The sequence below is a fragment of the Acuticoccus sp. I52.16.1 genome, assembly GCF_022865125.1.
Classification (GTDB): Bacteria; Pseudomonadota; Alphaproteobacteria; order Rhizobiales; family Amorphaceae; genus Acuticoccus.
Genome location: NZ_CP094828.1, coordinates 3,484,272 through 3,508,352, shown reverse-complemented (window position 1 = coordinate 3,508,352; position 24,081 = coordinate 3,484,272). Strand labels below are relative to the sequence as shown.

The following is a 24,081-nucleotide window of genomic DNA, read 5'->3' as shown; positions in this document are numbered from 1 at the left end:
CGCTCAGCCCTCCATCACCCGGTCGATCGCGCGGCGCACGCGATCCGGGCCGGGAAAGTAGTCCCACTCCTGGGCGTGCGGATAGGGCGTATCCCAGCCCGCCACGCGCAGGACCGGCGCCTCCAGCGCGTAGAAGCATTCCGCCTGCACCAGTGCCGCCACCTCCGCGCCGAAGCCCGAGGTCAGCGTCGCCTCGTGCAGGACGATGCACCGGCCCGTCTTCGCCACCGACGCGGTCACCGCCTCGAGGTCGAGCGGCAGAAGGGTGCGCAGGTCGATCACCTCGACGTCGACGCCGCTCTCCTCGACGGCCGCCAGCGCCACATGCACCATCGTCCCGTAGGCGATCAACGTCGCGTCGGCCCCCTCACGCACCACCGCCGCCTTGCCGAGCGGCACTTCGTAGTACCCCTCCTCCACCTCGCCGGCGGGATGCTTGGACCAGGGCACCGACGGGCGGTCGAAATGCCCGTCGAACGGGCCGTTGTACAGCCGCTTCGGCTCCAGGAAGATCACCGGGTCCGGGTCGGCGATCGCCGCCAGCAGCAGCCCCTTGGCGTCGCGCGGGTTGGAGGCGACCACCGTCTTCAGCCCCGCGACGTGGGTGAACAGCGCCTCCGGGCTCTGGCTGTGCGTCTGCCCGCCGAAGATGCCGCCGCCGGTCGGCATGCGCACCACCATCGGGCAGGTGAACTCCCCCGCCGAGCGGTAGCGCAGCCGCGCCGCCTCGCTGACGATCTGGTCGTAGGCCGGGTACATGTAGTCGGCGAACTGGATCTCGACGATCGGCTTCAGCCCGTACGCCGCCATGCCGATCGCGGTGCCGACGATGCCGAGCTCGCTGATCGGCGTGTCGAAGCAGCGCGACACCCCGAAGCGCGCCTGCAGGCCCGCCGTGCAGCGGAACACGCCGCCGAAATAGCCGACGTCCTCGCCCATCACGACGACGTCCTCGTCGCGCTCCATCGCCAGCGTGTGCGCGTCGCGGATGGCCTCGATCATCGTCATCCGCGCCATGTCAGTAGCCGACCTCGTGACGTTGCCGGACGAGGTGCGGCGGCATCTCGGCGAAGACGTCCTCGAACATGTCGCGCGGGCTGGGGCGGCGGCCGGTGTGCAGCGTGCCGATCGCCTCGGCTTCCTTCTGCGCGGCGACGATCTCGGCCTGTATCTCGGCCTCCGCCTGCACGTGGCGCTCCTCCGACCAGTGGCCGGCGGCGATGAGGTGCGCCTTCAGGCGCAGGATCGGGTCGCCCAGCGGCCAGGCGGTCCCCTCCTCCTTGGGGCGGTAGGCGGACGGGTCGTCGGAGGTGGAGTGCCCGCCCATCCGGTAGGTGACGAACTCGATCAGCGTCGGCCCCAGGTCGCGCCGGGCCCGCTCCACCGCCCATTGCGCCGCGGCGTGGACGGCGAGGAAGTCGTTGCCGTCGACCCGAAGCGCCGGCAGGCCGAAGCCGTGCGCGCGCGCCGCGAAGGTGCCGGCGCCGCCCCGCGCGATCCCCTGAAAGGTCGAGATCGCCCATTGATTGTTGACGATGTTGAGGATCACCGGCGGCTTGTAGGTCGAGGCGAAGACGAGCGCGCCGTGAAAGTCGCTCTCGGCGGTCGACCCGTCGCCGATCCAGGCGGCGGCAAGCTTGGCATCGCCCTTGATCGCCGCCGCCATCGCCCACCCCACCGCCTGCACGTACTGCGTGGCGAGGTTGCCGGAGATCGAGAAGAAGCCGTGCTCCTTGGAGCTGTACATCACCGGCAATTGACGCCCGCGCAGCCGGTCCCCGTCGTTGGAGTAGACCTGGTTCATCATCTCGACGAGCGGGTAGCCGGCGGCGATCAGCAGGCCCGCCTGGCGATAGGTGGGGAAGTTCATGTCCCCCTTGCGCAGCGCCCGCTGGAAGGCGCAGGCGATCGCCTCCTCGCCCAAATGCTGCATGTAGAACGAGGTCTTGCCCTGACGCTGCGCCGTCAGCATGCGCGCGTCGTAGGTGCGCAGCCGCATCATGTCGCGCAGGCCCGCCAGCAGCGCGTCCGGCTCCAGCGTGCCCGCCCACGGGCCCACCGCCTCGCCGTTGCGGTTGAGCACGCGGATGATCGAGAAGGCGAGGCCGCGCATGTCCTCGGGGCTGGTGTCGGGCGGCGGGCGGTCCACCGCACCGGCGCGCGGGATCGCGACGTGGGAGAAATCCGGATCGTCGCCGGGACGGATTGCCGGCGCCGGTACGTGAAGCCTCGGCGAGACCTCGTCAGCCATCCACCCCCTCCGGGATTTGGTCGAGCAGCACGGCGACGCGGGCCTCGAAGAGCCGGGCCTGGTCCGCACCCGGATCGAGGATAGCACAGTCGAATATGCTCGTGCCGTCCTCGCGTCGCGTCAGCGACAGGCTGTCGATCTCGATCCCGGCCCGGCGCGCCATGTCCATGACGCGGCAGGCGACGTTCAACGGGTCGTGGCAGATGAACCGCATCGGCGCGTCCTCCTCACCGTGGAGGGTAGTGGGCCGCCGCAGAAAGATCCTTTTGAAGTTGGACAAAACGGCCGAATATATCGAAGATCATTCTTCCGATTTCCCATCCGGCAGCCATTTCTTTCGCCCATGCCCCCATCGACCCTCGATCGTATCGACCAGCAGATCCTGCGCGAGCTGACGCGTGACGGCCGCATCTCCAACGCCGAGCTCGCCCAGAAGGTCGGCCTCTCGGCCAGCCCCTGCTGGCAGCGGGTCAAGCGGTTGCAGGAGCAGGGCATCATCCGCGGCTATACCGTGGTGCTCGACCAGGCGCTGCTCGGCGCGCCGGAGATCGTCATGATCGAGGTCATCCTCGAGCGACACGACGACGAGATCCTCGACGCGTTCGGCCGCACGATGCGCGACATTCCGGAGGTGCTGGAGGTCCACCTCACCACCGGCGAGTACGACTACCTCATCAAGGTCGCCGTCGCCGGCACCAAAGGCTACGAGGCGTTCCTGCGTGAAAAGCTGTACCGGGTGCGCGGCATCCGCCACACCCGGTCGAGCTTCGTGCTGCGCTCGCTGAAGGACGTGCAGGCCTATGTCCCCGACGCCTCACCCGCTACATTCGAATAAATGCACGTCGCACGGCTCGACAGCCTCGCGTCGATATGTTCGAATAAAACGTCCGACAATAACCGGAGGTCCGGATGGACCCTCAAGAAAGCTTCCCGGATATCCGGGAGGGCGTGCGGAAGGTCTGCGCCGCCTTCCCCGGTGAGTACTGGCGCAAGCTCGACGCCGCATCCCTCTACCCGACCGCCTTCGTCGAGGCGCTGACCGAGGCGGGGTACCTCGCCGCCCTCATCCCGGAGGAGTATGGCGGCACCGGCCTGCCGCTCTCCGCCGCCGCCGCGATCCTGGAGGAGATCCAGCGCAGCGGTTGCAACGGCTCGGCCTGCCACGCGCAGATGTACATCATGGGCGCCCTCCTGCGGCACGGCAACGAGGCGCAGCGCGCCGCCTACCTCCCCGGCATCGCGTCCGGCGAGACGCGCCTCCAGGCGTTCGGCGTCACCGAGCCGACCAGCGGCACCGACACCGGCGCGCTGCGCACCGTCGCGGTGCGGGACGGCGATGACTACGTCGTCAACGGGCAGAAGATCTGGACCTCGCGCGCCGAGCATTCGGACCTGATGCTGCTGCTCGCCCGCACCACCCCGCTCGGCGACGTCGCCCGCAAGACCGACGGCCTCTCGGTCTTCCTCGTCGACATGCGCGAGGCGCTCGGCAACGGCCTCACCATCCGCCCGATCCGCACCATGGTGAACCACTCCACCACCGAGATCTTCATCGACAACGTGCGCGTGCCGGCCGAGAACCTCATCGGCGAAGAGGGCAAGGGCTTCCGCTACATCCTCTCCGGCATGAACGCCGAGCGCATCCTGGTGGCGGCCGAGTGCATCGGCGACGCCAAGTGGTTCATCGACACCGTCGTCGCCTACGCCAAGGAGCGCACCGTGTTCGGCCGGCCGATCGGCCAGAACCAGGGCGTTCAGTTCCCCATCGCCAAGGCCTACGCGCAAATGCGCGCCGCCGAGCTGATGGTCCACCGCGCCGCCGCCCTGTTCGAGGCGGACGAGCCCTGCGGCGCCGAGGCCAACATGGCCAAGATGCTCGCCGCCGACGCCTCGTGGGCCGCCGCCGAGGCGTGCCTGCAGTTCCACGGCGGCTTCGGCTTCGCCGAGGAGTACGACGTGGAGCGCAAGTTCCGCGAGACGCGCCTCTACCAGATCGCGCCGATCTCCACGAACCTCATCCTTTCCTACCTCGCCGAGCACGTCCTCGGCCTGCCCCGCTCCTACTGAGACGCATCATGCTCGCCACCGTCCTCGCCGGCCTCAAGGTCCTCGACCTCACGCAGAATGTCGCCGGCCCCTACGCCACGCAGATCCTGGGCGACCTCGGCGCCGAGGTGATCAAGGTCGAGCGCGTCGGCCCCGGCGACGATACGCGCGCCTGGAGCCCGGTCGACCCCGAAGGCCGCTCGGCCACCTTCATGGCGCTCAACCGCAACAAGAAGAGCATCTGCGTCGACACCACGCGCCCCGAGGGCCAGGAAATCCTGCGCCGCCTGGCGGGCGAGGCGGACATCCTCGTCCATTCCCTCAAGCCCGGCAGCGCGGAGAAGGTCGGCCTCGGCGCCGACGCCCTGCGCGCGGCCGACCCGCGGCTGATCTACTGCGCCATCAGCGCGTTCGGCCAGGTCGGCCCGATGCGCGGCCTCCCCGGCTACGACCCGCTGATCCAGGCGTTCGGGGGCATCATGAGCGTCACCGGCCACGACGGCGACGAGCCGGTGCGCGCGGGCGTCTCCATCGTCGACCTCGGCACCGGGGTCTGGGCGGCGCTCGGCTGCCTCGCGGCGGTTCTCAACCGCGAGCGCACCGGCGAAGGCGCCACCGTCGAGGCGAGCCTGCTCGACACGGGGCTCGGCTGGATGTCCATCGTCATCGCGAGCTACCTCGCCTCCGGCCGGGTCCCCAAGCGCCTCGGCTCCGGCGTCGGGATGACCGCCCCCTACGAGGTGTTCGCGTGCGGCGACGGCTACGTCTTCATCGCCGCCGGCAACGACCGCCTGTTCGCCAGCGTCTGCCGCGGCCTCGGCTGCGAGGCGCTGACCGCCGACCCGCGCTTTGCCGACAACGCCGCGCGCGTCGCCAATCGCGCCGAGCTGAAGGCCGCCATCGAGGCGCACACCGCCTCTCTCGCCGGTGCCGAGATCGTCGCGCGGCTGCGGGCGGAGGGCGCCCCCTGCTCGCTGCTGAACGACGTCGCACAGGTGGTCGCCGACGAGCAGGTCGCAGCCGTCGGCATGCTGGAGGAGCTGCCGCTGGCGGGGGGCGGCGACCACCGCGCCGTGGCGCTTCCCGTGCGGGGCGACGGTGCGCGGCCCGCCGCCCGCGAGGCACCGCCCGCCCTCGGCGCCGACACCGCCGCGGTGCTCGCCGCCCTCGGCTACGACACCGAAGCGCTCGACACGCTGCGCACCGCGCGCGTCATCGGCTAACCCGCGGGGGACAGGAGAAGCGTATGAACGTCATGGAGCGCACGACCGCAGGCGAGGCCACCCAGCGGGCCGCGACCGCCCGCCTCGCCCACTTCGTCGCCACCGCGGCGCCGACCGGCCGCGCGCGCGAACTCGCCACCGCCTCGATCGTCGACACCATGGCGGTGATGCTCGCCGGCGGCACCGAGCCGGAAGTGCAGCGCCTCGGCGCCGCGCTCCCGCGCGCGCCGGACGGCTGGCCGGGCGCGGTGCCGGCGATCTGGTCCCCCGGCCGCCTGATGGCCGACGACGCGGCCAAGCTCTACGGCATGGCCTCCCACATCCTCGACTATGACGACGTCAGCATGCAGGCGGTCTGCCATCCGACGGTGCCGGTGCTGACGGCCTGTCTCGCCGCCCGCCCCGACGGCATGACCGGCGCCGCCCTGATCGACGCGGTGTGCGTCGGCACCGAGGTGATGATCCGCCTGGGCGAAGCGCTCGGCTTCCGGCACTACGAGCTGGGCTTCCACGCCACCGGCACCCTCGGCACGCTGGGGGCGGCCGCCGGCGTCGCCCGGCTCCTCGGCCTCGCGGAGGCGACCACGGTGGCGGCGCTGTCGATCGCCGCCAGCAGCGCATCCGGGATTCGCCGCAACTTCGGCACGCCGATCAAGTCGCTGCACGTCGGCCTCGCGGCGGAGGCGGGGCTGCGCGCGGTGCGGTGGGCGGACGCCGGGCTCGCAGGCGCGGCCGAACCGCTGGAGGCGAGCGGCTTCCTCTTCGCCTACTCGGGCGGCGAGACGGACGCCTGGCCGGCCGAGATCACCCTGGGCGATCCCTACGTCATCGCCTCCCCCGGCTTCGAGCTGAAGCGCTACCCGTGCTGCTACATGCTGCACAAGATGATCCACGCGACGCTGGAGCTGCAAGCCCGCGGCATCGGCCTCGACGATGTCGCTTCGGCCCGGATCGAGACCGCGCCCGGCGGCACGCGCGCGCTCGTCCACCCCAACCCGACGACCGCGCTGGAGGCACTCTTCAGCGGCCCCTACGCCATCGCCGCCTGTCTCGCCGACGGGCGCATCGACCTCGCCAGCTTCACCCAGGAGGCGGTCGACCGGCCGCGCCTGCGCGCCCGCTTCGGGGATATCGTGCTGGCGGAGCGCGAGGGGCGGCTCGGCCAGGGCGGCGAGGTCGGCAAGGCGCCGGTGACGGTGACGCTGCGGCTGCGCGACGGCACCGAGGTCAGCGCCACCTGCACCGCCAATCCCGGCTCGCCCGACGACCCGATCCCCCCCGCCGCGCACCTCGAGAAGTGGCGCGACTGCCTGACGCGGTTCGCCCCAGGCGCCGACGCCGCGGCGATCGCCGCGACCTTCGAGGCCGGCATGGCGCTCGACACCATGGGCCCCGTCGCCCCATGGCTCGACCGCCTCGCCACCATCGGACACCCGAAATGACCTACCAGACCCTCACCCACACCCGTCACGGCGATCATGTCGACGTCGTCACCCTCACCCGGCCGGAGGCGCGCAACGCGCTCGACACGCAGATGGGGCACGACCTCATCGCCGTCTTCGAGGCCTACCAGCTCGACACCGGCGGCGCGCGCTGCATCGTCCTCACCGGCGACGGGGACAAGGCGTTCTGCGCCGGCGGCGACCTGAAGCAGCGCCTCGGCATGACGGACGCGGCGTGGAACGCGCAGCACCGCGTGTTCGAGCGGATGGCCCGCGCCATCGTCGCCTGCCCGGTGCCGGTGATCGCCGCGGTCAACGGCGCGGCGTTCGGCGGCGGCTGCGAGATCGCGGCCGCGTGCGACTTCATCTACGCCGCCGATACCGCCCGTTTCGCGCAGACCGAGGTGAAACTCGGCATCATCCCCGGCGCCGGCGGTACGCAGAACCTGCCGCGCGCGATGGGGCAGCGCCGGGCGATGGAGGTGATCCTCACCGGCGCCCCGTTCACCGCAGCCGAGGGCCACGCGTGGGGTTTCGTCAACCGCGTGCTGGCGCCGGACGAGCTGATGGCCGCCGCGCTCGCCACCGCCGCGACGATCGCCGCCAACGCGCCGCTCGCGGTGAACCGGGCCAAGCAGGCCGTGCGGCGCGGGCTCGACATGTCCCTCGGCGACGGCATGGCGTTCGAGATCGAGGCCTACGCCCCCCTCGTCGCCACCGACGACCGGCGCGAAGGCACCGCCGCCTTCAACGAGAAGCGCTCACCCCGATTCACGGGCAGCTGACCCCAACGACGCCATAAAAATCACGACCCTGGGAGGGGACCATGACACCACGCGACGCGACGGGCGCGGCATGAGTGCGCCGGCGGGGACGTTCGACTACGTCATCGTCGGCGCCGGCACGGCGGGTTGCCTGCTGGCCGACCGGCTGACCGAGGACGGGCGGCACTCCGTGTGCGTGCTGGAGGCGGGGCCGCGGGATCGCTACCCGTTCATCCACATGCCGGCCGGCTACATCAAGACTCTGGTGAACCCGAAATACACCTGGACCTTCACCTCCGAGCCCAGCGAAGGGACCGCCGACCGGCGCATCCCGGCGACGCAGGGGCGCACCCTGGGCGGGTCCAGCTCCATCAACGGCATGTGCTACAACCGCGGCCAGCGGGCGGACTACGACAGCTGGGCCCAGCGCGGCAATCCGGGCTGGAGCTACGACGACCTCCTCCCCCTCTTCCGCCGCACCGAGCGCCGCGTCGGCCTCGCCGACGACACCTATCGCGGCCGCGGCGGCGCCCTGCCGGTGACCGACCTCGACTGGCCGCACCCGCTCTGCGACGCCTTCATCGCCGGCGCGCAGGAGCTCGGCATCCCCCGCAACGACGACTACAACGGCGCCACCCAGGCGGGCACCGGCATCTACCAGCGCGTCATCGAGGGGGGGCGTCGCAAGAGCTCGGCGCGCAACTTCCTCGGCCCGGCATCGAAACGGCCGAATCTGACGGTGATGACCGAGGCGACCGCGCAGCGCATCCTGTTCGACGGCAAGCGCGCGGTGGGTGTCGCGGTGCTGCGGCCGGACGGCACGGTGCAGGAGATCCGCGCCCGGTGCGAGGTCGTCCTGAGTTGCGGCTCGCTCAACTCGCCCCGCCTGCTGCAGATTTCCGGCGTCGGTCCCGCGGCGCTGCTGGGCGTGCTGGGCGCCCCGGTGGTGCACGCGCTGCCCGGCGTCGGCGAAGGATTGCAGGACCACTGGGCGATCCGCGCCACCGCGCGGGTGAAGGGGGTGCGGACCATCAACCGCATGGTGCGCGGCCTGCCGCTGGCGGCGGAACTCGCCAAGTATGCGATGCGCCGGCCGAGCGTCCTGTCGCTCAGCCCGTCGCTGGCGTTCGTGTTCTGGAAGTCGGACCCGGCGCTGGAGCTGCCGGACCTTCAGTTCACCTTCGCGCCGGCGAGCTTCTCCGGCGGCATCGCGGGCCTGCTGGCCGACTACGACGGCATGACCTGCGGCGCCTGGCAGCAGAGGCCCGAAAGCCGGGGCTACGTGCGGGCCGAGAGCCTCGACCCGCGCGAGGCGCCGGTGGTACAACCCAACTACCTCTCGAACGAGACCGACCGGCGCGTCATCATCGCCGGCGTGCGCTGGACGCGGCGGCTGATGGAGACGAAGGCGATGGCGCCCTACCTCGTCGGCCTCGAAAGCCCCGGCCCCGAGGTCACCAGCGACGACGAGATCCTCGCCTACGCCAAGCGCCTAGGGTCGACCGTCTTCCACTTCATCAGCTCGTGCCGGATGGGGCCGGCGAGCGACCCCAATGCCGTCGTCGGCGCCGACCTCAAGGTGCATGGCCTGGACGGGCTGCGCGTGGTCGACGCCTCGATCATGCCCTCCATGCCCTCCGCCAACACCATGGCGGCGACCTACGTCATCGCCGAGAAGGGCGCGGAGATGATCCGCGCCGAGACCCGGCGCGCGGCCGCGTGACTAGCGTTCGCGGAACATGTTGGTCATGACGTAGCGGCTGCCGGGGTAGATGTTGTGCGATCGCTCGAACACCGTGCCGCCGGTCTCGACGTAACGGCGTGAGACGAGGAGCGCGGCGGTCTCGCCGTCCGCCTCCAGCAGCGACGCCATCCCCGCCTTCAGCGGGATGGCCGACACGCTCTGCTCCACGTAGTCGAGCTTGAGGCCGAAGCGCGCCAGGATCCGCTCGTAGATCGGCGATTCCCCGCGCAGCGCCTCCTCGCGCACGTCGGCATAGGCTTCGGCGACGAGAATGTCGGACCAGCACAGCGGCATGCCGTCGGCGCTGCGGCGGCGCAGGCCGGCGATGCGGTAATAGCGCCCCGCCGAGCGGGCCGCCCCGCCGTCGTCCTCGAGCGCGACGAAGCCTTGCTGGGCGACCTTGAGCTCGGTGGTGCGGCCGAACTCGGTGAGCCCGCGAATGTCACGCAGGCTGTGCACGTATTGCGACAGCGGCTTGGTGGAGGTGACGACCGAGCCACGCTTGCGCCGCCGCTCGATGAGGCCGCGCTCGGAGAGGATCTTCAGCGCCTTGCGGACCGTGTAGCGGCCGGCGCCGAAGCGCTCCTGTAACGCCGCCTCGGTGGGGTAGAGGTCGCCGACCTGGAAGGATCCGCCGACGATCTCGCGCTGCAATTCGTCAGCCAGGACCGCGTGATGAATGGCCGCGGGTCGCCCGTCCGGCATTCGTCACTCCTCTGCTCGGGCGGGCGCCCGGTCGTCGTCGATCAGAAGATATGTCATTCGAATAAATAAGCCAACTTCACTTGCTCGGGTTTTCACGTTCGAATATATTCGGAGAATAACATCGACGCATAACTGGACCGGTTCGCCCAGAACGATCCGGCGGACCCATAGCCTCCATAAGACGAGGCAAACTGGGAGGAAAGCCACCATGACAATGAACATCGCGCGCCGTCTCGGCGCGTGCTCGGCCGCACTCGCCCTCTTCGCCGCCGCGTCGGCCTCCAGCGCCACGGCGCAGGACCTGACCATCGCCTCCTCGCTGCCGCCGGCTCACCTGTGGGTCGCGGCCCACAAGAAGCCGTTCATCGAGGCGCTCGAGGCCAAGTCCAACGGCGATATCAGCTTCACCGCCTTCTATGCCGGCGAACTGACCGGCCTCGGGCGCGAGCTGGACGCGCTGCAGAACGGCGTCGTCGACATCGTCGACCCGCTCGTCGCGCCCTATCACGAGGGCGCCTTCCCACTCAGCGAGATCACCCAGCTGCCGACCTACGAGACCGACGCGGTGATGGTCACGCGCGCCTTCCAGAACCTCCTCGACAGCGACACCGAAATCGCGCCGGGCAAGACCTTCTACGACTATGAAGTCGGCGACAAAGGCCTGAAGGCCTGGGGCATCGGCGCCACCGCGGCCTACTCCATCTCCACCACCGGCAAGGAGCTGAAGGCACCGGCGGACTTCGAGGGCGTCCCCATGCGCGCCGGCTCCGCGCTACAGACCATCGTCCTCGACAAGCTGGGCTCGACCCCCGTCACCATGCCCGCCTCGCAGGCCTACGAGGCCCTGTCGCGCGGCACGATCGACGGCATCGTCCTCGCCGTGGTCGACTGGAAGAGCTACTCGATGGAGCAGCTCTTGAAGTACACCATCGAGGGCGTGTCGATCGGCCAGTGGGAGAGCTACCTGGCGATGACCCCGCAGACCTGGGAGCGGTTCAGCCCCGAGCAGCAGGCCATGATCGACGAGACGGCGCGCCAAGTGTCGCTCGACGCCGCCGCGCAGTGGGAAGAGGGCATGGACGCGGTGCGCGACGCGGCGCTGGAAGCCGGCGCCACCTTCGTCTCCGTCACCGACCTCGACCCCGCGATGCAGGAGCACATCGCCAAGGCCGCGCAGGACACCTGGGTGGAATGGATCGAGAAGCTGGAGGGCGAGGGCCATCCGGCGAAGGCGGCGGCCAAGCTCTATGCCGAGCTGATCGTCGCCGAGGGCGGCGTGCTGCCGGACGGCATCGGCGAATATCTGGGAATGTGACCGCCGAGGGGCGCTTCGGCGCCCCAGCCGACTGACCGCGTCCACGGAGTACCCGGCCCCCATGTCACATGAAGCAACGCTCTGGTTCGTCGGGGCCTGGTTCGTCCTGGCGCTGTTCCTCGGCCAAGCGGTCGCGACGTGCCTGTTCGGCGCCGGGCTCGTCGGCGTCTACCTCTGGGCGGGGCCGCGGGTGCTGCACGGCCTCGTCGGGCAGGACATCTTCTACACCGCGTCGACCTTCTCGCTGTCGATCGTCCCACTCTACCTCCTGATGGCGCAGATCCTGCTGAAGGGGGACGTCATCGTCGACCTCTTCAAGGTCGGGCGCCGGCTGGCGGGACGGCGGCGCCTGCCGCTGGGGGTCGCGACGATCCTCACCGGCGGCATGCTGGGCGCCGTCTCCGGCTCCGGCAGCGCCAGCGCGGCCTCCCTCGCCGCGCTCGCCGGACCGGAGTTGGAGCGCTCCGGCTACACCCGCGTCTTCTCGGTGGGGCTGGCGGCGATCGGCGGGTCGCTGTCGGCCATCATCCCGCCCAGCATCATCGTCATCGTCTACGGCTCGATGACGCTGGTGCCGATCGGCGCGCTCTTCATCGCCTCCATCGGCCCGGCGATGCTGTGCATGCTGGTCTTCATCGGCTGCCTGTGGGCCTTCCCGGACGTCAAGCCGGAGGCCCGGCTCGTCGACGATCAGCCGATCGAGAAGGAGCCGATCACCGCCGGAACCGTCGCCTCCTTCATATTCGTCCTTTTCCTGATGACGGTGGTCTTCGGCTCGATCTACGGCGGCATCGTCACGGTCGGCGAGGCGGGGGCGATGGGAGCCTTCGCCGCGCTCGTGGGCATGATCGTGATGCGCCGGGTGGGCCTGCGCGACATCCTGGAGGCGCTGACCACCTCCGCCAAGATCACCGCGATGCTGGTGCTTCTCGTCATCGCCGCGCAGGTGTTCTCGCGCTTCCTGTCGTTTTCGCAGATCCCGCGGCAGGTGCTGTCGCTCGCCGAGCCGCTGATCGACCAGCCGCTGCTGCTGGTCGGCGTGCTGATGCTGGTGATCTTCCTCGCCGGGATGATCCTTGAATCGATCGCGGTCATCATCCTGCTCATCCCGATCGTGCAGCCGATGCTGGAAGCGGCGCAGATCGACATGCTGTGGTTCGGCATCCTGGCGTCGTTCATGATCAGCCTCGGCCTGCTCACCCCGCCGGTCGGCCTCTCCACCTACGCGGCGGCGAGCGTCGCCAAGCTACCGGTGACCCAGGTCTTCCGGCCAACGTCGCTGTTCGCCTTCGTCGCGGCGGTGTGCGTCACCTCGGCGATGCTCTTCTGGCCGCCGCTGGTGACGTGGCTGCCGGCCAACATCCGATAAGGGGGCCGCGATGCGCGTCTGGAACATGCTGTGGGCGGTGGAGCGCAACCTCGCCGGGGTCGCGGCGGGATTGTGCATCCTGGCGATGGTCTTCATCACCGTGGGCGGCATCTTCGGCCGCTATGTCCTGCACACCGACCTGATCCCCGGCGGATACAACCTGATCGAGCGGGTGCTCTTCCCGCTGATCGTCTTCTGGGCGCTGCCGATCGCCCACAAGGAGGGCCTCTTTCCCCGGTTCGAGCTGCTGGCCGACCTGCTGCCCCGGCGTGGGGCGATGGCCGTCGGCGCGGCGGTGCTGGCGGTGGAGATCGCCGTCTACGCCGCGATCCTCTATTTCAGCGGCACGTTCGTCGCCAAGGCCACCGCCAGCGGGCGGACGATGCAGATCGGCACCGACACCTGGCCGCTGTGGCCCGTGGCGGTGATGATGCCGATCGCCTTCCTGCTGATGTTGGTGGAGATGCTGCGGCTCCTGTGGAGCGACCTTACGGCGCTCCGCCGGGCCTGAGCGCCGCAGGTCTTCAGGTTTTCAGGGCTTCAGGGCTTCAGGGCTTCAGGATGACCGAGCCGGCGAGGCCCCGGCCCTCCAGCGCGCGGTGCGCGGCCGCCGCCTCGCCCAGCGGCAGCGTCAGATCGATGCGCGGGACGACGACGCCGGCGCTCATCGCCGCGAACAGCTCGCGCGCCATGGCCGTACGCCGCGCCGGGTCGGCGACGTAGTGGAAGATGATCGGCCGCGCCAGCGTGTTCGACTTCGCGGCCAGCGACGACACGTCGAGCGGCGGCACCGGCCCTGACGCCTGGCCGTAGTTCACCAGATGGCCGAGCATTCCGAGGCAGGCGAGCGAGCCCGCGAAGGTATCCTTGCCGACTGCGTCGTAGGCGACATCGACGCCGCGGCCATCGGTGAGGGACTTCACGCGGGCGACGAAGTCCTCCTCGCGGTAGAGGATCACGTGGTCGGCGCCGCAGTCGCGGGCGATCTGCGCCTTCGCCTCGGAGCCGACGGTGGCGATCACCGTGGCGCCCTTCGCCTTGGCCCAGCGGGTGAGGATCTGACCGACGCCGCCGGCCGCGGCGTGGACCAGGGCGGTCGTGCCGGCCGCGACGGGGTAGCAAGCGCTCAACAGCATGCAGGCGGTGAGGCCCTTCAAGGTGGCGGCGGCGGCGGTCTCGTCGCTCACGTCGTCCGGCAGCGGCAGGGCGAGCGCCGCCGGCACGATCGCCGCCTGCGAGTAGCCGCCGTATTTGCCGGTGACGCAGGCGACGCGGGTGCCGAGCGCGGGCGCGGTGACGCCCTCGCCGTGCGCCTCGACGACGCCGACCACCTCGATCCCCGGGATCCCCGGCAGGGCCAGGGTGCGGTAGAGCCCGGAGCGGACATACACATCGTGGAAGTTGATGCCGGCGGCCGTGACCCGGAGGCGCAGCTCGCCCGCTCCCGGCTCGGGGGTGGAGATGTCCTCCAGCTTCAGCTCCTCGGGACCGCCGTAGTTGCGGAGGATGATGGCCTTGGGCATGACAGCTCCTTCTTCGCAGCGCCGCTTTTTTATTCGAATATATCCGCCCGACCCGGCCTGCAAGGCGACGCGGCAGTCATCGGCCCAGCAGCGCCGGAAGGCTCGCACCCGGCGTCCAGTGGTGTGCCGCCCAGCCCGCGGCACGGGCGGCGGTGATATTGGCCATGGTGTCGTCCACCAGCGCGATCTCGCTCGGGGAGACGCGGCTGCGGGCGGCGGCCGCGGCGAAGAAGGCGGGATGCGGCTTGGCGACGCCGACGTCCGCGGAGTAGATCATCCCGTCGACATGGTCGGCGAGACCCAGCGTCTCCATGAGGTAGCGGGCGCGCAGATGCTCCTGGTTGGTCGCCAGGAGGACGCGCACGCCGGCGCGGCGCAATGCCGCGCACTCGGCGAGCACCGCCGGTTCCAGCCGGGCGTCGTGCGCGAACCAGTAGGCGATGAACCGCGCCGCGTCCACGCCGGGGGCCAGCGCGGGGAGCACCTGCGCCAGCACCGCGGCGAGATCGCGGCGGCCGGTGACGATGTCTCTCCAGTGGGGCGCGAAGAATTTCGCCTGCAAAGCCTGGGATGTGATACCGAGGTCGCGCTCGATACTGGTCGCCCAGCCGGCTCCGTCGGCCGGCCGGCCGGTGACGACGACTCCGTCGACGTCGAGCATGAGACAGTGCGCCGCATTTCGGTCTAACTGCAAGAGCACACACCCCTTTCAGAGTTTACGAACACCTGCTATATCCCCGCGCTCGCCCCATTTTCGCCATTTTCCCTCGTTCTGTATGATATATCCGTGTGACGCTCGATCGAGGGCGAGGCGGCGAGCAGTTTCATGGCCCAAGATCTCAAGCATGAGCCAAGCGCTCATGGCTATCTTGAGGTCTCGGTCTGGGAGTCCTCATGTACCGCTTGGCATCTTGCATCCTGTTGGAGCACGATCTGACCTTGCTCGTGGTCGCGATCGTGATCTGTGCAGCCGGATCGCTGATCACGGTGCGCCTGCTCCAACGCACCTTCTCCAGCTCGTCGACCGCCCGCATCGGGTGGATCGTCGTGGGCGCGATCGTCGCCGGGTCGACCGTGTGGTGCACGCACTTTGTCGCGATGCTCGCCTACATGCCCGGCGTCCCCGTCACCTACGACCCCGAGCTGACCATCGCCTCGCTGCTGCTGGCGACCATCGGCTGTAGCATCGCCTTCGGCCTCGCCTGCGAGACGATCCCCTTCCCGCGCATCATGGGCGGTCTCGCCTTCGCCGCCGCGGTGGCGGTGATGCACTATGTCGGCATGGCCGCCCTGACAGTGAACGCGGTCGTGACGTGGAACATCCCGTCGGTCGTCGCCTCGGTGGTGGCAGCGGTCGGGCTCGGCGTCTTCGCCTTCTCGCATGCCCACGTGGGGTCCGTGCGCGGCATCATGCTCAGCGCCGGCCTCCTGGCGTTGACGGTCGCGAGCCTGCACTTCATCGGCATGAGCGCGATGGGGATCGCCCCCCTTCCCTACGACGGCGGCGCCACGGTCGACGAGAGCGCGCGCGGCTTCATGGCGATCGCGGTGGTGGTCGTCGGCATCCTGATCACCAGCGTCGGCTTCGGCACCTTCATCCTCGACCGCGAGGCCCGGCTCCTGTCCGCCTCGCGCCTGCGCCATTTCACCGAGAGCGCGGTCGACGGCATGGTCGTCGCCTCCGAAGGCCGCCTCGTCGAGGTCAACGCCGCGTTCGAGGGGATGACTCAACGCTCGCGCGAGGCCCTCCTCGGCATGGCGATGGGCGACCTCGTCCCCGGTGCGGCCGAGCTACCGGAGGACAAGCTGATCGTCTCGGAGATCCTGCGCGTGGACGGTAGCGCGGTGCCGGTGGAGCTGGCCATCCGCAGCGAGCGGATGCGCGCCTCGGCGACGCCGCTGACCGTGTTCGCCTTCCGCGACATCAGCCGGCGCCTCGAGCAGGAGCGCACGATCGACTATCTGGAGCGCTTCGATTCGCTCACCGGCCTCCTCAACCGCGACGGGTTCCGCAACGCCGCGGCCGACCGGCTGCGCCGCAGCCCCGCCGCGGCCGAGTTCGCCCTCCTCACCCTCGACCTCGACGATTTCCGCGTCGTCAACGAGGTGCACGGCCAGCGCGTGGGCGACATCGTCCTCGGCAACCTCGCCGAGCGGCTGCGCGAGCAGTGCGGCGCGGAGTGCCTCATCGGCCGGCTCGGCGGCGACGAGTTCGTCATCCTGACCCAAAGCCGCGACCGGTACGAGACGCTCGCCCTAGCCGAGGAACTGGCGGGCGCCTTCATCGCCGGCGTCGGTCGCGACGGCAGCACGCTGACGTGCGCCATCAGCGTGGGTGTCGCCTTCACGTCCGAAAGCGGGACGAAGCTCGGCACCCTCCTCAACAACGCGGCGCTGGCACAGCAGCAGGCCCGGTCCTGCGAGCAGGCGATCCTCGTCTACGACCGCAGCATGGACGAGATCGCATGGCGCCGCCGCACCTTCGTCAAGGAGTTTGCGGAGGCCATCGCCGGCGACCAGCTGGAGCTGCACTACCAGCTCCAGGTCAGCCTCGAGGATGATTCACCGGTCGGCTACGAGGCGCTGGTGCGGTGGAACCACCCCGAACGCGGCTTCGTCATGCCGGGCGACTTCATCGCCCAGGCGGAGGAGACGGGGCTCATCGTCGACCTCGGCAACTGGGTGCTGCGCACCGCCTGCCGCGAGGCCGCGCGGTGGACCCGGCCGCTCAGCGTCGCCGTCAACGTCTCGCCGCTGCAACTCACCGACCCCGGCCTGATCCCGGCGCTGGTCGCCGCACTCGACGAATCCGGCCTCTCGCCGCAGCGCCTGGAGCTGGAGGTGACCGAGACCTGCTTCGCCAAGGACCACGCCGCCTCGCAGGCGACGCTGGAGGCGATCCGCGCGATCGGCGTCTCGGTCTCGATGGACGACTTCGGCGTGGGCTACTCGTCGATCGGCCTGCTGCGGACCTTCCCGTTCGACAAGATCAAGCTCGACAAGGCGTTGGTGGACAACATCGGCAACGACCTGCGCGCGGACGGCGTGTTGCGGGCGGTCCTCTCGCTGGGCAACGCGCTGGAGGTGCCGATCCTGGCCGAGGGGGTGGAAATGCCGTTGCAGCTCGAGCACCTTCGCCGCCACGGCTGCCATCTGGTGCAGGGCTACATCTTCGGCCGCCCGGAGCGGATCCCCACCGCGGCCATGCCGGAGATGGACTGCGACCTGCGCATCGCCTGAGCGGGCCGCTTGATTCTCCACCCGCCACAGATATTCTGATTTTCGAAATCCGCGGAACCGGCAAGGCGCAGGGGCAACCATGCGCCGGCGACGATCGACGCGGACATTTTCCGAAAATCGATAATTTTGAAGGGCGACCATGTCGAAGACCGAGAGCCGGCCGCTCGAACGATATTTCCAGGCGCTCGAACGGCTCGCCGAGGCGCCCGACGGCATGGTCCTGGTCGAGCTCGCCACCGAGCTGGATCTGCCGGGCGCCACCACCCACCGCCTCGTCAACACGCTGGTGGAGGCCGGCCTCGTCGCCCGCGCGCGCACCGAGAAGCACTATGTGCTGGGCCCGCGGGCGCGCCGCTTCGGCCTCTCCACCCTGTCGACACAGACGCTGGAGGAACGCGTCGGCGACATCCTCGACGCCCTGAGCCACGAGCTGGAGCAGACGATCTTCATCGTGCGCCTCGTCAAGCATCAGGTGCATACGGTGGCCGTGCGCGAACCGGCGGCGCCGACGCAGGCAATCGTCAACCCCGGCCGCACGATGCCGCTGCATGCCGCCGCCACCGGCAAGGCGGTGCTGGCCTTCCAGAGCGCCCGGTTCATCGAAGACGTGCTCGCCCGGCCGATGACGCCCTACACCGGCGACACCAAGACCACCGCCGACGCGGTCCGCGCCGAACTCGCCACCGTGCGCGCCGAGCATTTCGCCGTGTGCGACAACGAGTTCGACGCAGGCGTGCTGAGCTACGCGGTGCCGCTCCTGTCGCCGGACGGCACAGTGCTCTTCGCGCTCGGCACGTGCGGGCTGAAGTCGCGCTTCGCCGAGCCCGGCCCGGCGGCGGTGCGCGAGCTGCTCGCCGCCAAGGCGGCCGACCTCTCCAAGCGCCTCGGCGCGTTCGGCTGAGCTATTCCGGCGCGCCGTAGCCGCCGCCGCCACACGAGCGCACGGTGACGACATCGCCCTTGTGGATGCGCAGGTTGCTCTTGCCCGGCAGCGGGGTCTCCTCCGCGGCGCCGGCCTTCGTCAGCGTCATCGCGAACAGTGCGCCCGGCTCGCCGCCCTGGAGGCCGTAGGGGGGCACGTCGCGCCGGTCGAACATCGTCGTCAGCGAGACGTCGTCGACCCGCATGCGGTAGGCCCGCTCCATGCCGAGGCCGCCGCTGTGGCGCCCGCGCCCGCCCGACGCCGGCCGCAGGCGCTGGAAGGGAACGTCGACCGGGTACTCGGTCTCCACCACCTCGGCGGAGGTGTTCATCACGTTGGCCATGTGCGCGCGCACGACGTCGACGCCGTCGCGGTCGATCCGCGCGCCCTCGCCGCCGCCGTGCGTCTCGTAGAGCGTCACCCACTGGCCGTCCTCGCGGGTGGCGCCGAAGATGGCGAGGCCGGAGGTGGTGGGGCCGCCCGCGGTGAGCCGCTCCGGCACGCAGGCTTCGAGCGCGCGGAAGGCGGCGTCGGCGATGCGCTGGCAGGTCTCGTGGTTGCCGCCGACGACCGGCTTGTCGGCCCCCGCCTCGCAGATCGAGCCGGGCCGGGTGATCACCTCGATCGGCCGGTAGCAGCCGCCGCTCGCCTGGATCTCCGGTCCGCAGACCGCCTTGGCGACGTAGTAGGCGGAGGCGGCGGTGATGTACTTGGTGGTGTTGATCGGCCCCGGAACGTGGTCGTCCGAGGCGGTGTAGTCGAAGACGAGGCTGTCGTCCTTCACCGTCAGGCGCACGCGGATGACGGCGCCGGGGCCGCCGTGCCCGTCGTCGTCCATCGCATCCGCGCCCTCGTAGACGCCGTTCGGCAGGGCGGCGATGGCGGCGCGCATCTGCCGCTCGGCCCCGTCGTGCAGCGCGGCGAACGCCTCCTTCAGGGTGCCCGCGCCCCACTTGCGGAACATCTCGGTCAGCCGGCCTTCGGCGGCGCGCGTCGCGGAGATCTGGGCGAAGAGGTCGCCGCGGCAGGTCTCCGGCGCGCGCACGTTGGCGAGAACGAAGCCGAGCTTCTCCTCGTCGAGCACGCCTTCGGCGACGATCCGGAGCGGCGGGATCCGCAGCCCCTCCTGCCAGCAGTCGTAGGCGTCGGCGAAGTAGCTGCCGGGCGCGCCGCCGCCGGTGTCGCCCCAGTGGGCGAGGCTGATGGCGAAGGCCCGGATCTCACCGTCGATGAAGATGGGGCGGATCACCTTCACGTCCGGCAGGTGATTGCCGCCGATGGCGGGAAGGTTCAGCATCCACACGTCGCCGGGCTGGAGCCGCGCTTTGGGGACGAGCTTCAGGAACTCGCGGATGGTGAAGCTCATCACACCCATGTGCATGGGAATGTCCTGCCCCTGCGCGATCTGGAAGCCGTCGGCGTCGGAAAGGCTGGAGGAGAGGTCCCCCGCCTCGCGCAGCACCGGCGAGCGGGCGGCGCGCATGACGACGAGCGACATCTCCTCGGCGATCGACGAGAGGCCGTTGCGGATCACCTCGACCATGAACGGATCGACACGGGCCATCACGCTTCTCCGACCGCGATGTGGACATGACCGGCGGCGTCCGCGCGGGCGGTGTCGCCGGGGGGGACGATGATGGTGGACCACGCGTCTTCCAGGATGACCGGCCCCGCGAAGGTCTCCTCCGCGGGGACCTTGGCGCGGTCGAGGACGGCTGTCTCGGTCCAGCCGGTGCCGGCGAAGTAGGCCGGGCGGGCGCCGCGCCGGTAGGCCTCGCCGCTCGGCTGCGGGGCGGGGGCGACGGTCTTGGGGCGCGTGTCCTCGACCGTGGTGCGGATCGCGGTCAGCTCCCACGGTTCGTCGGTGTCGAACCCGAAGAGCGTGTGGTGCATGGCGCGGAACTGCGCGGTGAGGCGGCCGAGGTCGCCGAGCGCCGCATCGGGGACCGGCACGTCGTAGCTCTGGCCGCTGTAGCGGATGAGGGCGACCTCGGCGAGGGCGCAGTGCGCCGCGTCGTGGCCGGCGGCGCGCATCGGCGCCATCAGCGTCTCGGCGAGCTCGGCGCGGATGGCGGCGATCTCGTCCGCCTTCCAGGCCGCGCTCGGCATGTTGATGGTGCGCTGCTGCGACAGGCTCATGCGCGAGGCGACGCACCCCAGCGCCGAATAGCTCGACGAGAAGGCCGGGCACACCACGGCGCGGATGCCGAAATGGCGGGCGACCTCGGCGGCATGCATCGGCCCGCCGCCGCCGAACGCGATCAGCGTGCACTCGCGCCCGTCGATGCCGCGCTCCACGGTCACGTTGTTGAGGGCGCGCACCATGTTGGAATTGGCGACCTGGAGCATGCCGAGCGCCGCCTCTTCCACCGAGACGCCGATCGCCTCGGCGATGGGGGCGACGACCGCCACCGCCGCGTCGCGGTTCAGCGTGATGGCGTTGCCGAGCGTCTTGTCCGGCGCGAGGTAGCCGAGCACCATGTTGGCGTCGCTGATCGTCGCCTCGGTGCCGCCGAGCTGGTAGCAGGCGGGGCCGGGCTGCGAACCGGCGCTACGCGGGCCGACCTGCATCACGCCCTGTGCCAGCCGGGCGATGGAGCCGCCGCCGGCGCCGATGGAGTGGACCGAGACCATCGGCATGCGGATGCGCCGGCTCCCCAGCTCGCGGTCGCTTGAGACCTCAGCCTTGCCGTCCAGCACGAGGCAGCAATCGGTCGTGGTGCCGCCCATGTCGAAGGTGAGCGCCTTGTCGATCCCGAGCGCGGCCATGGTGGTGACCGACGCGCCGACGCCCGCGGCGGGTCCGGACATCGCCAGCAGGAGCGGCTGCTCGGCGATGACCGACGTCGCCGCCATGCCGCCCGACGAGTGAAAGAAGGTGAGGCTGGAGCCGTCCGGCTTCTGCGCGTCGATCTTGGCGAGGTAGCGGCGCACGCGGTCGATCACCGAGGCGCTGAGGATCGTCGTGTTGCTGCGCTCGTACTCGCGGATCGAGGGGCTGATCTCGTGGCTGAGGCAGACGTGCTCGACGACGCCCCGCAGCGCCGCGCCGAGCTGGCGCTCGTGCACCGGGTTGCGGTAGCCGTGGATGAGGCAGACGGCGACCGCCCGCACCCCGCTCCCCTTCACCGCCGCGACCACGCGCGCAACCTCCGCCTCGCTGAGCGGCTCCACGACGGCGCCGGTGTGGTCGACCCGCTCGCCGACCTCGAAGCGGCGCGCGGCCGGGACCAGCGGCGGTTCCTTGGGCAGGCGGTCGAGGTGGTAGATGTAGCGTCGGCGCACGCGGCCGATGGCGATCGTGTCGCCGAAGCCGGCGGTGGTCACGAGGGCGACCTCGTCGATTCGGTTCTCGACGATGGCGTTGGTGACCATCGTCGTGCCGTGGGTCAGCTCGGCGACCTCGTCCCATTCGAGGCCGACGGCGCCGATGGCGGAGATCAGCGCCTCGATCGGGTCGTCGGCGCGGCTCGGCACCTTGCCGGTGCGCGTTTCGCCGGTCCCCGGGTGCGAGGCGACGACGTCGGTGAAGGTGCCACCGATGTCGATCCCGAGTTGCCATCCGCTCATGTTGCGTCCTTGGAAGGAAGGCGCCCGCCCGCGCTCCCGGCGCGGCCGACGCTTCGGGTCGTGTGGGTCGAGGGTGTCAGAACATCAGCCCCGGCAGGAAGGTGATCACCTGCGGGAAGGCCATGCAGATGGCGAGCGCGACGATCATCAGCCCCAGGAAGGGGAGCACCGACTTGTAGATGTCCACCATGCCGACCGACGGCGGGGCGACGGCACGGATATAGAAGAGGTTGTAGCCGAAGGGCGGGCTCAGGAAGCCCATTTCCATGTTGATGATGTAGAGCACGCCGAACCACACCGGGTCGAACCCGAGCGCGGTGACGATCGGCAGGAAGATCGGCGCGGTGATGAGGATGATGCCGGTGGAATCGAGCACCATCCCCATGAGGAGCAGCACGACCTGGATAGAGACGAGGACGACCCACGGGTTCGCGTCGAGCCCCAGGACCGCGGCCTCGATGATACGGGCGGCGCCGGTGGCGGTGTAGAAGTTGGCGAGCGCCGACGCGCCGATGATGATCCAGAAGATCATGCAGCTCAGGAGCAGCGTCTCCAGCAGCGCGGCGTGGATGAGGCGCGGCGTGAGCTGCCGGCGGACGGCGGCGAGGATCATCGCCCCGAGCGCGCCGACGGCGGCCGACTCGGAGATGCTGGCGAAGCCGCCGAGGATCGAGCCGAGCACGGTCGCGATCAGGACGAACGGCAGGACGATGCCCCGCAGCGCCTTGATCTTGCTGGGCCGCTCGCCCTCCGGGTGCGTGACGATACCGCCGACCTTGGCCGGATTGCGCCAGCCGACGAAGAGCACGTAGGCGCAGAAGAGCGCGGCGATGAGGAGCCCCGGCCCCACGCCGCCGGCGTAGAGCTGGCCGATGGAGGTGCCCGTCACCAGGCCGTAGACGATCATGGTGACGCTGGGCGGGATGAGGATGCCGAGCGAGCCGCCCGCCGCCACGGAGCCGACCGCGAGGCCCTTGTGGTAGCCGTGGCCCAGCATCGCGGGAATGGCGATGACGCCCATCGCGATGGTCGCCGCGCCGCTGATGCCGGCCATGGCGGCGAAGATGGTGCAGATGACGATGGTGCCGACCGCGAGGCCGCCGCGCAGGTTGCCGAACAGCACCCGCATGGTGTCGTACATGTCCTCGGCGATCTTGGAGCGTTGCAGCACCGCCGCCATCAGGACGAAGAGCGGAATTGCCAGGTACTCGAAGCTGGAGGCGACGGCGAAGGAGCGCACCGGCAGAAGGTTCAGCGCCCGGTCCGACCAGAAGAAGTGAATGAAGACGACGCTGAGCCCGCCCAGTGCGATGGCGATCGGCACGCCGATCCCCAGCACCAGGAACATGGAGCCGAAGAGGAGGATGGTGACGAGCGCCTGCTCGCTCATGGCCCGACCTCGACGTGCGGGTCGGCGGGCGGCGCGTTGCGGTCGCGCCAGCTCTTGAGGATGTGGGAGACCCAGGCGAGCGCCAGCAGCGTGCAGCCGATGGGCACGAGCGACTTGGGCACCCATACGGGGCCGTTCCAGGCGCCCGTCGCCGAGACTTCGCCCTGCACGTAGGATTTGTGGGCGAAGTCGAACCCGAGCTTGATCATCGCGTAGAGGAAGACCGCCAGCAGGAGGGTCGAGACGACGGTGTCGACGAGGGCCTTCCAGAGCGGGCTGTAGTGCTCGAACGCGGCGTCGACACGAACGAACTTCGCCTGCTGCACCGCGTAGGGGCCGCCGAGGAAGACCACGGCCACCAGCAGCCACGAGGCGAGGTCTTCGGCAAAGCCGAGCGAGCGGCCGACGACGGCGCGGTAGACGATCTCGGCGACGATGGTGGCGAGGATCGCCAGCACCAGGTAGGCGGCGAACTTGCCCACCAGCGCGACGATCGCGTCGACGATGCGGATGAATGTGTTCACCTGACCTCCGGTCGCGACGCGGGACGAAACGTGGGACGAGGGCCGCGCCGAAG

Annotated in this window: 21 protein-coding genes; 11 read left to right on the top strand and 10 right to left on the bottom strand. The window is 70.2% G+C overall.

The genetic code is table 11. The features are described 5' to 3' along the window. Positions 1–3: 3 nt before the first annotated feature. From MRB58_RS15795 to MRB58_RS15785, 3 genes are read right to left on the bottom strand one after another with little or no spacing between them, the layout of a single operon-like run. Positions 4–1,017 (bottom strand): alpha-ketoacid dehydrogenase subunit beta, encoded by a 1,014-nt coding sequence (locus MRB58_RS15795; RefSeq protein WP_244778078.1) that lies wholly within the window; start codon positions 1,015–1,017, stop codon positions 4–6. Between the two features lies 1 nt (position 1,018). Next, positions 1,019–2,251 carry a thiamine pyrophosphate-dependent enzyme gene (locus tag MRB58_RS15790; RefSeq protein WP_244778077.1) on the bottom strand — a complete coding sequence of 411 codons (1,233 nt, stop codon included), beginning with the start codon at positions 2,249–2,251 and terminating at the stop codon, positions 1,019–1,021. Further along, entirely contained in the window at positions 2,244–2,465 is a 222-nt protein-coding gene (locus MRB58_RS15785) for a hypothetical protein (protein WP_244778076.1), read from the bottom strand. The genes MRB58_RS15790 and MRB58_RS15785 overlap by 8 nt, the downstream gene beginning before the upstream one ends. A gap of 129 nt (positions 2,466–2,594) precedes the next feature. Between MRB58_RS15785 and MRB58_RS15780 the strand changes: the two genes are divergently transcribed. The 6 genes from MRB58_RS15780 (at position 2,595) to MRB58_RS15755 (ending at position 9,449) form a co-directional block, all read left to right on the top strand. Further along, positions 2,595–3,086 carry an Lrp/AsnC family transcriptional regulator gene (locus MRB58_RS15780; RefSeq protein ID WP_244778075.1) on the top strand — a complete coding sequence of 164 codons (492 nt, stop codon included), beginning with the start codon at positions 2,595–2,597 and terminating at the stop codon, positions 3,084–3,086. Positions 3,087–3,160: 74 nt separating this feature from the next. Next, entirely contained in the window at positions 3,161–4,318 is a 1,158-nt protein-coding gene (locus tag MRB58_RS15775; RefSeq protein ID WP_244778074.1) for an acyl-CoA dehydrogenase family protein, read from the top strand. An 8-nt stretch (positions 4,319–4,326) separates the two neighbouring features. Continuing rightward, positions 4,327–5,520, top strand: coding sequence for a CaiB/BaiF CoA-transferase family protein (locus tag MRB58_RS15770; protein WP_244778073.1), 1,194 nt, complete (start codon positions 4,327–4,329; stop codon positions 5,518–5,520). Between the two features lie 23 nt (positions 5,521–5,543). After that, a complete protein-coding gene (locus MRB58_RS15765; RefSeq protein WP_244778072.1) occupies positions 5,544–6,962 on the top strand; it encodes an MmgE/PrpD family protein in 1,419 nt (472 codons plus the stop codon). Next, on the top strand, positions 6,959–7,747 hold the full coding sequence (locus MRB58_RS15760) for an enoyl-CoA hydratase/isomerase family protein (protein WP_244778071.1): 789 nt from the start codon (positions 6,959–6,961) through the stop codon (positions 7,745–7,747). The genes MRB58_RS15765 and MRB58_RS15760 overlap by 4 nt, the downstream gene beginning before the upstream one ends. Positions 7,748–7,817: 70 nt before the next feature. Further along, on the top strand, positions 7,818–9,449 hold the full coding sequence (locus tag MRB58_RS15755) for a GMC family oxidoreductase (protein WP_244778070.1): 1,632 nt from the start codon (positions 7,818–7,820) through the stop codon (positions 9,447–9,449). Here the strand turns inward: MRB58_RS15755 and MRB58_RS15750 are convergent, their stop codons facing one another. Next, complete coding sequence (locus MRB58_RS15750) at positions 9,450–10,175, bottom strand: GntR family transcriptional regulator (protein ID WP_244778069.1); 726 nt, start codon at positions 10,173–10,175, stop codon at positions 9,450–9,452. A gap of 208 nt (positions 10,176–10,383) precedes the next feature. Between MRB58_RS15750 and dctP the strand changes: the two genes are divergently transcribed. From dctP to MRB58_RS15735, 3 genes are all read left to right on the top strand, one after another. Continuing rightward, complete coding sequence (gene dctP, locus MRB58_RS15745) at positions 10,384–11,490, top strand: TRAP transporter substrate-binding protein DctP (RefSeq protein WP_244778068.1); 1,107 nt, start codon at positions 10,384–10,386, stop codon at positions 11,488–11,490. A gap of 61 nt (positions 11,491–11,551) precedes the next feature. Continuing rightward, a complete protein-coding gene (locus MRB58_RS15740) occupies positions 11,552–12,859 on the top strand; it encodes a TRAP transporter large permease subunit (RefSeq protein ID WP_244778067.1) in 1,308 nt (435 codons plus the stop codon). A gap of 10 nt (positions 12,860–12,869) precedes the next feature. After that, a complete protein-coding gene (locus MRB58_RS15735; protein WP_244778066.1) occupies positions 12,870–13,370 on the top strand; it encodes a TRAP transporter small permease in 501 nt (166 codons plus the stop codon). Positions 13,371–13,407: 37 nt separating this feature from the next. Here the strand turns inward: MRB58_RS15735 and MRB58_RS15730 are convergent, their stop codons facing one another. Together MRB58_RS15730 and MRB58_RS15725 are read right to left on the bottom strand one after the other, a co-directional pair. Next, positions 13,408–14,382 (bottom strand): quinone oxidoreductase, encoded by a 975-nt coding sequence (locus MRB58_RS15730; protein ID WP_244778065.1) that lies wholly within the window; start codon positions 14,380–14,382, stop codon positions 13,408–13,410. A 76-nt stretch (positions 14,383–14,458) separates the two neighbouring features. Continuing rightward, complete coding sequence (locus MRB58_RS15725; RefSeq protein WP_244778064.1) at positions 14,459–15,043, bottom strand: HAD-IA family hydrolase; 585 nt, start codon at positions 15,041–15,043, stop codon at positions 14,459–14,461. 233 nt (positions 15,044–15,276) lie between these two features. On the opposite strand from MRB58_RS15725, the gene MRB58_RS15720 reads away from it, so the two are divergent. Together MRB58_RS15720 and MRB58_RS15715 are read left to right on the top strand one after the other, a co-directional pair. Further along, positions 15,277–17,622, top strand: coding sequence for an EAL domain-containing protein (locus tag MRB58_RS15720; protein ID WP_244778063.1), 2,346 nt, complete (start codon positions 15,277–15,279; stop codon positions 17,620–17,622). A 139-nt stretch (positions 17,623–17,761) separates the two neighbouring features. Further along, complete coding sequence (locus MRB58_RS15715; RefSeq protein WP_244778062.1) at positions 17,762–18,523, top strand: IclR family transcriptional regulator; 762 nt, start codon at positions 17,762–17,764, stop codon at positions 18,521–18,523. A gap of 1 nt (position 18,524) precedes the next feature. Here MRB58_RS15715 and MRB58_RS15710 read toward each other — a convergent pair whose 3' ends face one another. The 4 genes from MRB58_RS15710 to MRB58_RS15695 form a co-directional block, all read right to left on the bottom strand. Continuing rightward, positions 18,525–20,108 (bottom strand): hydantoinase B/oxoprolinase family protein, encoded by a 1,584-nt coding sequence (locus tag MRB58_RS15710; protein ID WP_244778061.1) that lies wholly within the window; start codon positions 20,106–20,108, stop codon positions 18,525–18,527. Continuing rightward, on the bottom strand, positions 20,108–22,114 hold the full coding sequence (locus tag MRB58_RS15705) for a hydantoinase/oxoprolinase family protein (protein WP_244778060.1): 2,007 nt from the start codon (positions 22,112–22,114) through the stop codon (positions 20,108–20,110). The genes MRB58_RS15710 and MRB58_RS15705 overlap by 1 nt, the downstream gene beginning before the upstream one ends. Positions 22,115–22,190: 76 nt before the next feature. After that, on the bottom strand, positions 22,191–23,504 hold the full coding sequence (locus tag MRB58_RS15700; protein WP_244778059.1) for a TRAP transporter large permease subunit: 1,314 nt from the start codon (positions 23,502–23,504) through the stop codon (positions 22,191–22,193). Beyond that, entirely contained in the window at positions 23,501–24,028 is a 528-nt protein-coding gene (locus MRB58_RS15695; RefSeq protein ID WP_244778058.1) for a TRAP transporter small permease subunit, read from the bottom strand. Before MRB58_RS15695 ends, MRB58_RS15700 begins: the two co-directional genes overlap by 4 nt. Between the last annotated feature and the right edge of the window lie 53 nt (positions 24,029–24,081).

Coding starts and splice junctions, on each gene's coding strand:
- MRB58_RS15795 (WP_244778078.1), bottom strand. CDS start 1,017: ATGGCGCGGATGACGATGATCGAGGCCATCCGCGACGCGCACACGCTG.
- MRB58_RS15790 (WP_244778077.1), bottom strand. CDS start 2,251: ATGGCTGACGAGGTCTCGCCGAGGCTTCACGTACCGGCGCCGGCAATC.
- MRB58_RS15785 (WP_244778076.1), bottom strand. CDS start 2,465: ATGCGGTTCATCTGCCACGACCCGTTGAACGTCGCCTGCCGCGTCATG.
- MRB58_RS15780 (WP_244778075.1), top strand. CDS start 2,595: ATGCCCCCATCGACCCTCGATCGTATCGACCAGCAGATCCTGCGCGAG.
- MRB58_RS15775 (WP_244778074.1), top strand. CDS start 3,161: ATGGACCCTCAAGAAAGCTTCCCGGATATCCGGGAGGGCGTGCGGAAG.
- MRB58_RS15770 (WP_244778073.1), top strand. CDS start 4,327: ATGCTCGCCACCGTCCTCGCCGGCCTCAAGGTCCTCGACCTCACGCAG.
- MRB58_RS15765 (WP_244778072.1), top strand. CDS start 5,544: ATGAACGTCATGGAGCGCACGACCGCAGGCGAGGCCACCCAGCGGGCC.
- MRB58_RS15760 (WP_244778071.1), top strand. CDS start 6,959: ATGACCTACCAGACCCTCACCCACACCCGTCACGGCGATCATGTCGAC.
- MRB58_RS15755 (WP_244778070.1), top strand. CDS start 7,818: ATGAGTGCGCCGGCGGGGACGTTCGACTACGTCATCGTCGGCGCCGGC.
- MRB58_RS15750 (WP_244778069.1), bottom strand. CDS start 10,175: ATGCCGGACGGGCGACCCGCGGCCATTCATCACGCGGTCCTGGCTGAC.
- dctP (WP_244778068.1), top strand. CDS start 10,384: ATGACAATGAACATCGCGCGCCGTCTCGGCGCGTGCTCGGCCGCACTC.
- MRB58_RS15740 (WP_244778067.1), top strand. CDS start 11,552: ATGTCACATGAAGCAACGCTCTGGTTCGTCGGGGCCTGGTTCGTCCTG.
- MRB58_RS15735 (WP_244778066.1), top strand. CDS start 12,870: ATGCGCGTCTGGAACATGCTGTGGGCGGTGGAGCGCAACCTCGCCGGG.
- MRB58_RS15730 (WP_244778065.1), bottom strand. CDS start 14,382: ATGCCCAAGGCCATCATCCTCCGCAACTACGGCGGTCCCGAGGAGCTG.
- MRB58_RS15725 (WP_244778064.1), bottom strand. CDS start 15,043: ATGCTCGACGTCGACGGAGTCGTCGTCACCGGCCGGCCGGCCGACGGA.
- MRB58_RS15720 (WP_244778063.1), top strand. CDS start 15,277: ATGTACCGCTTGGCATCTTGCATCCTGTTGGAGCACGATCTGACCTTG.
- MRB58_RS15715 (WP_244778062.1), top strand. CDS start 17,762: ATGTCGAAGACCGAGAGCCGGCCGCTCGAACGATATTTCCAGGCGCTC.
- MRB58_RS15710 (WP_244778061.1), bottom strand. CDS start 20,108: ATGGCCCGTGTCGATCCGTTCATGGTCGAGGTGATCCGCAACGGCCTC.
- MRB58_RS15705 (WP_244778060.1), bottom strand. CDS start 22,114: ATGAGCGGATGGCAACTCGGGATCGACATCGGTGGCACCTTCACCGAC.
- MRB58_RS15700 (WP_244778059.1), bottom strand. CDS start 23,504: ATGAGCGAGCAGGCGCTCGTCACCATCCTCCTCTTCGGCTCCATGTTC.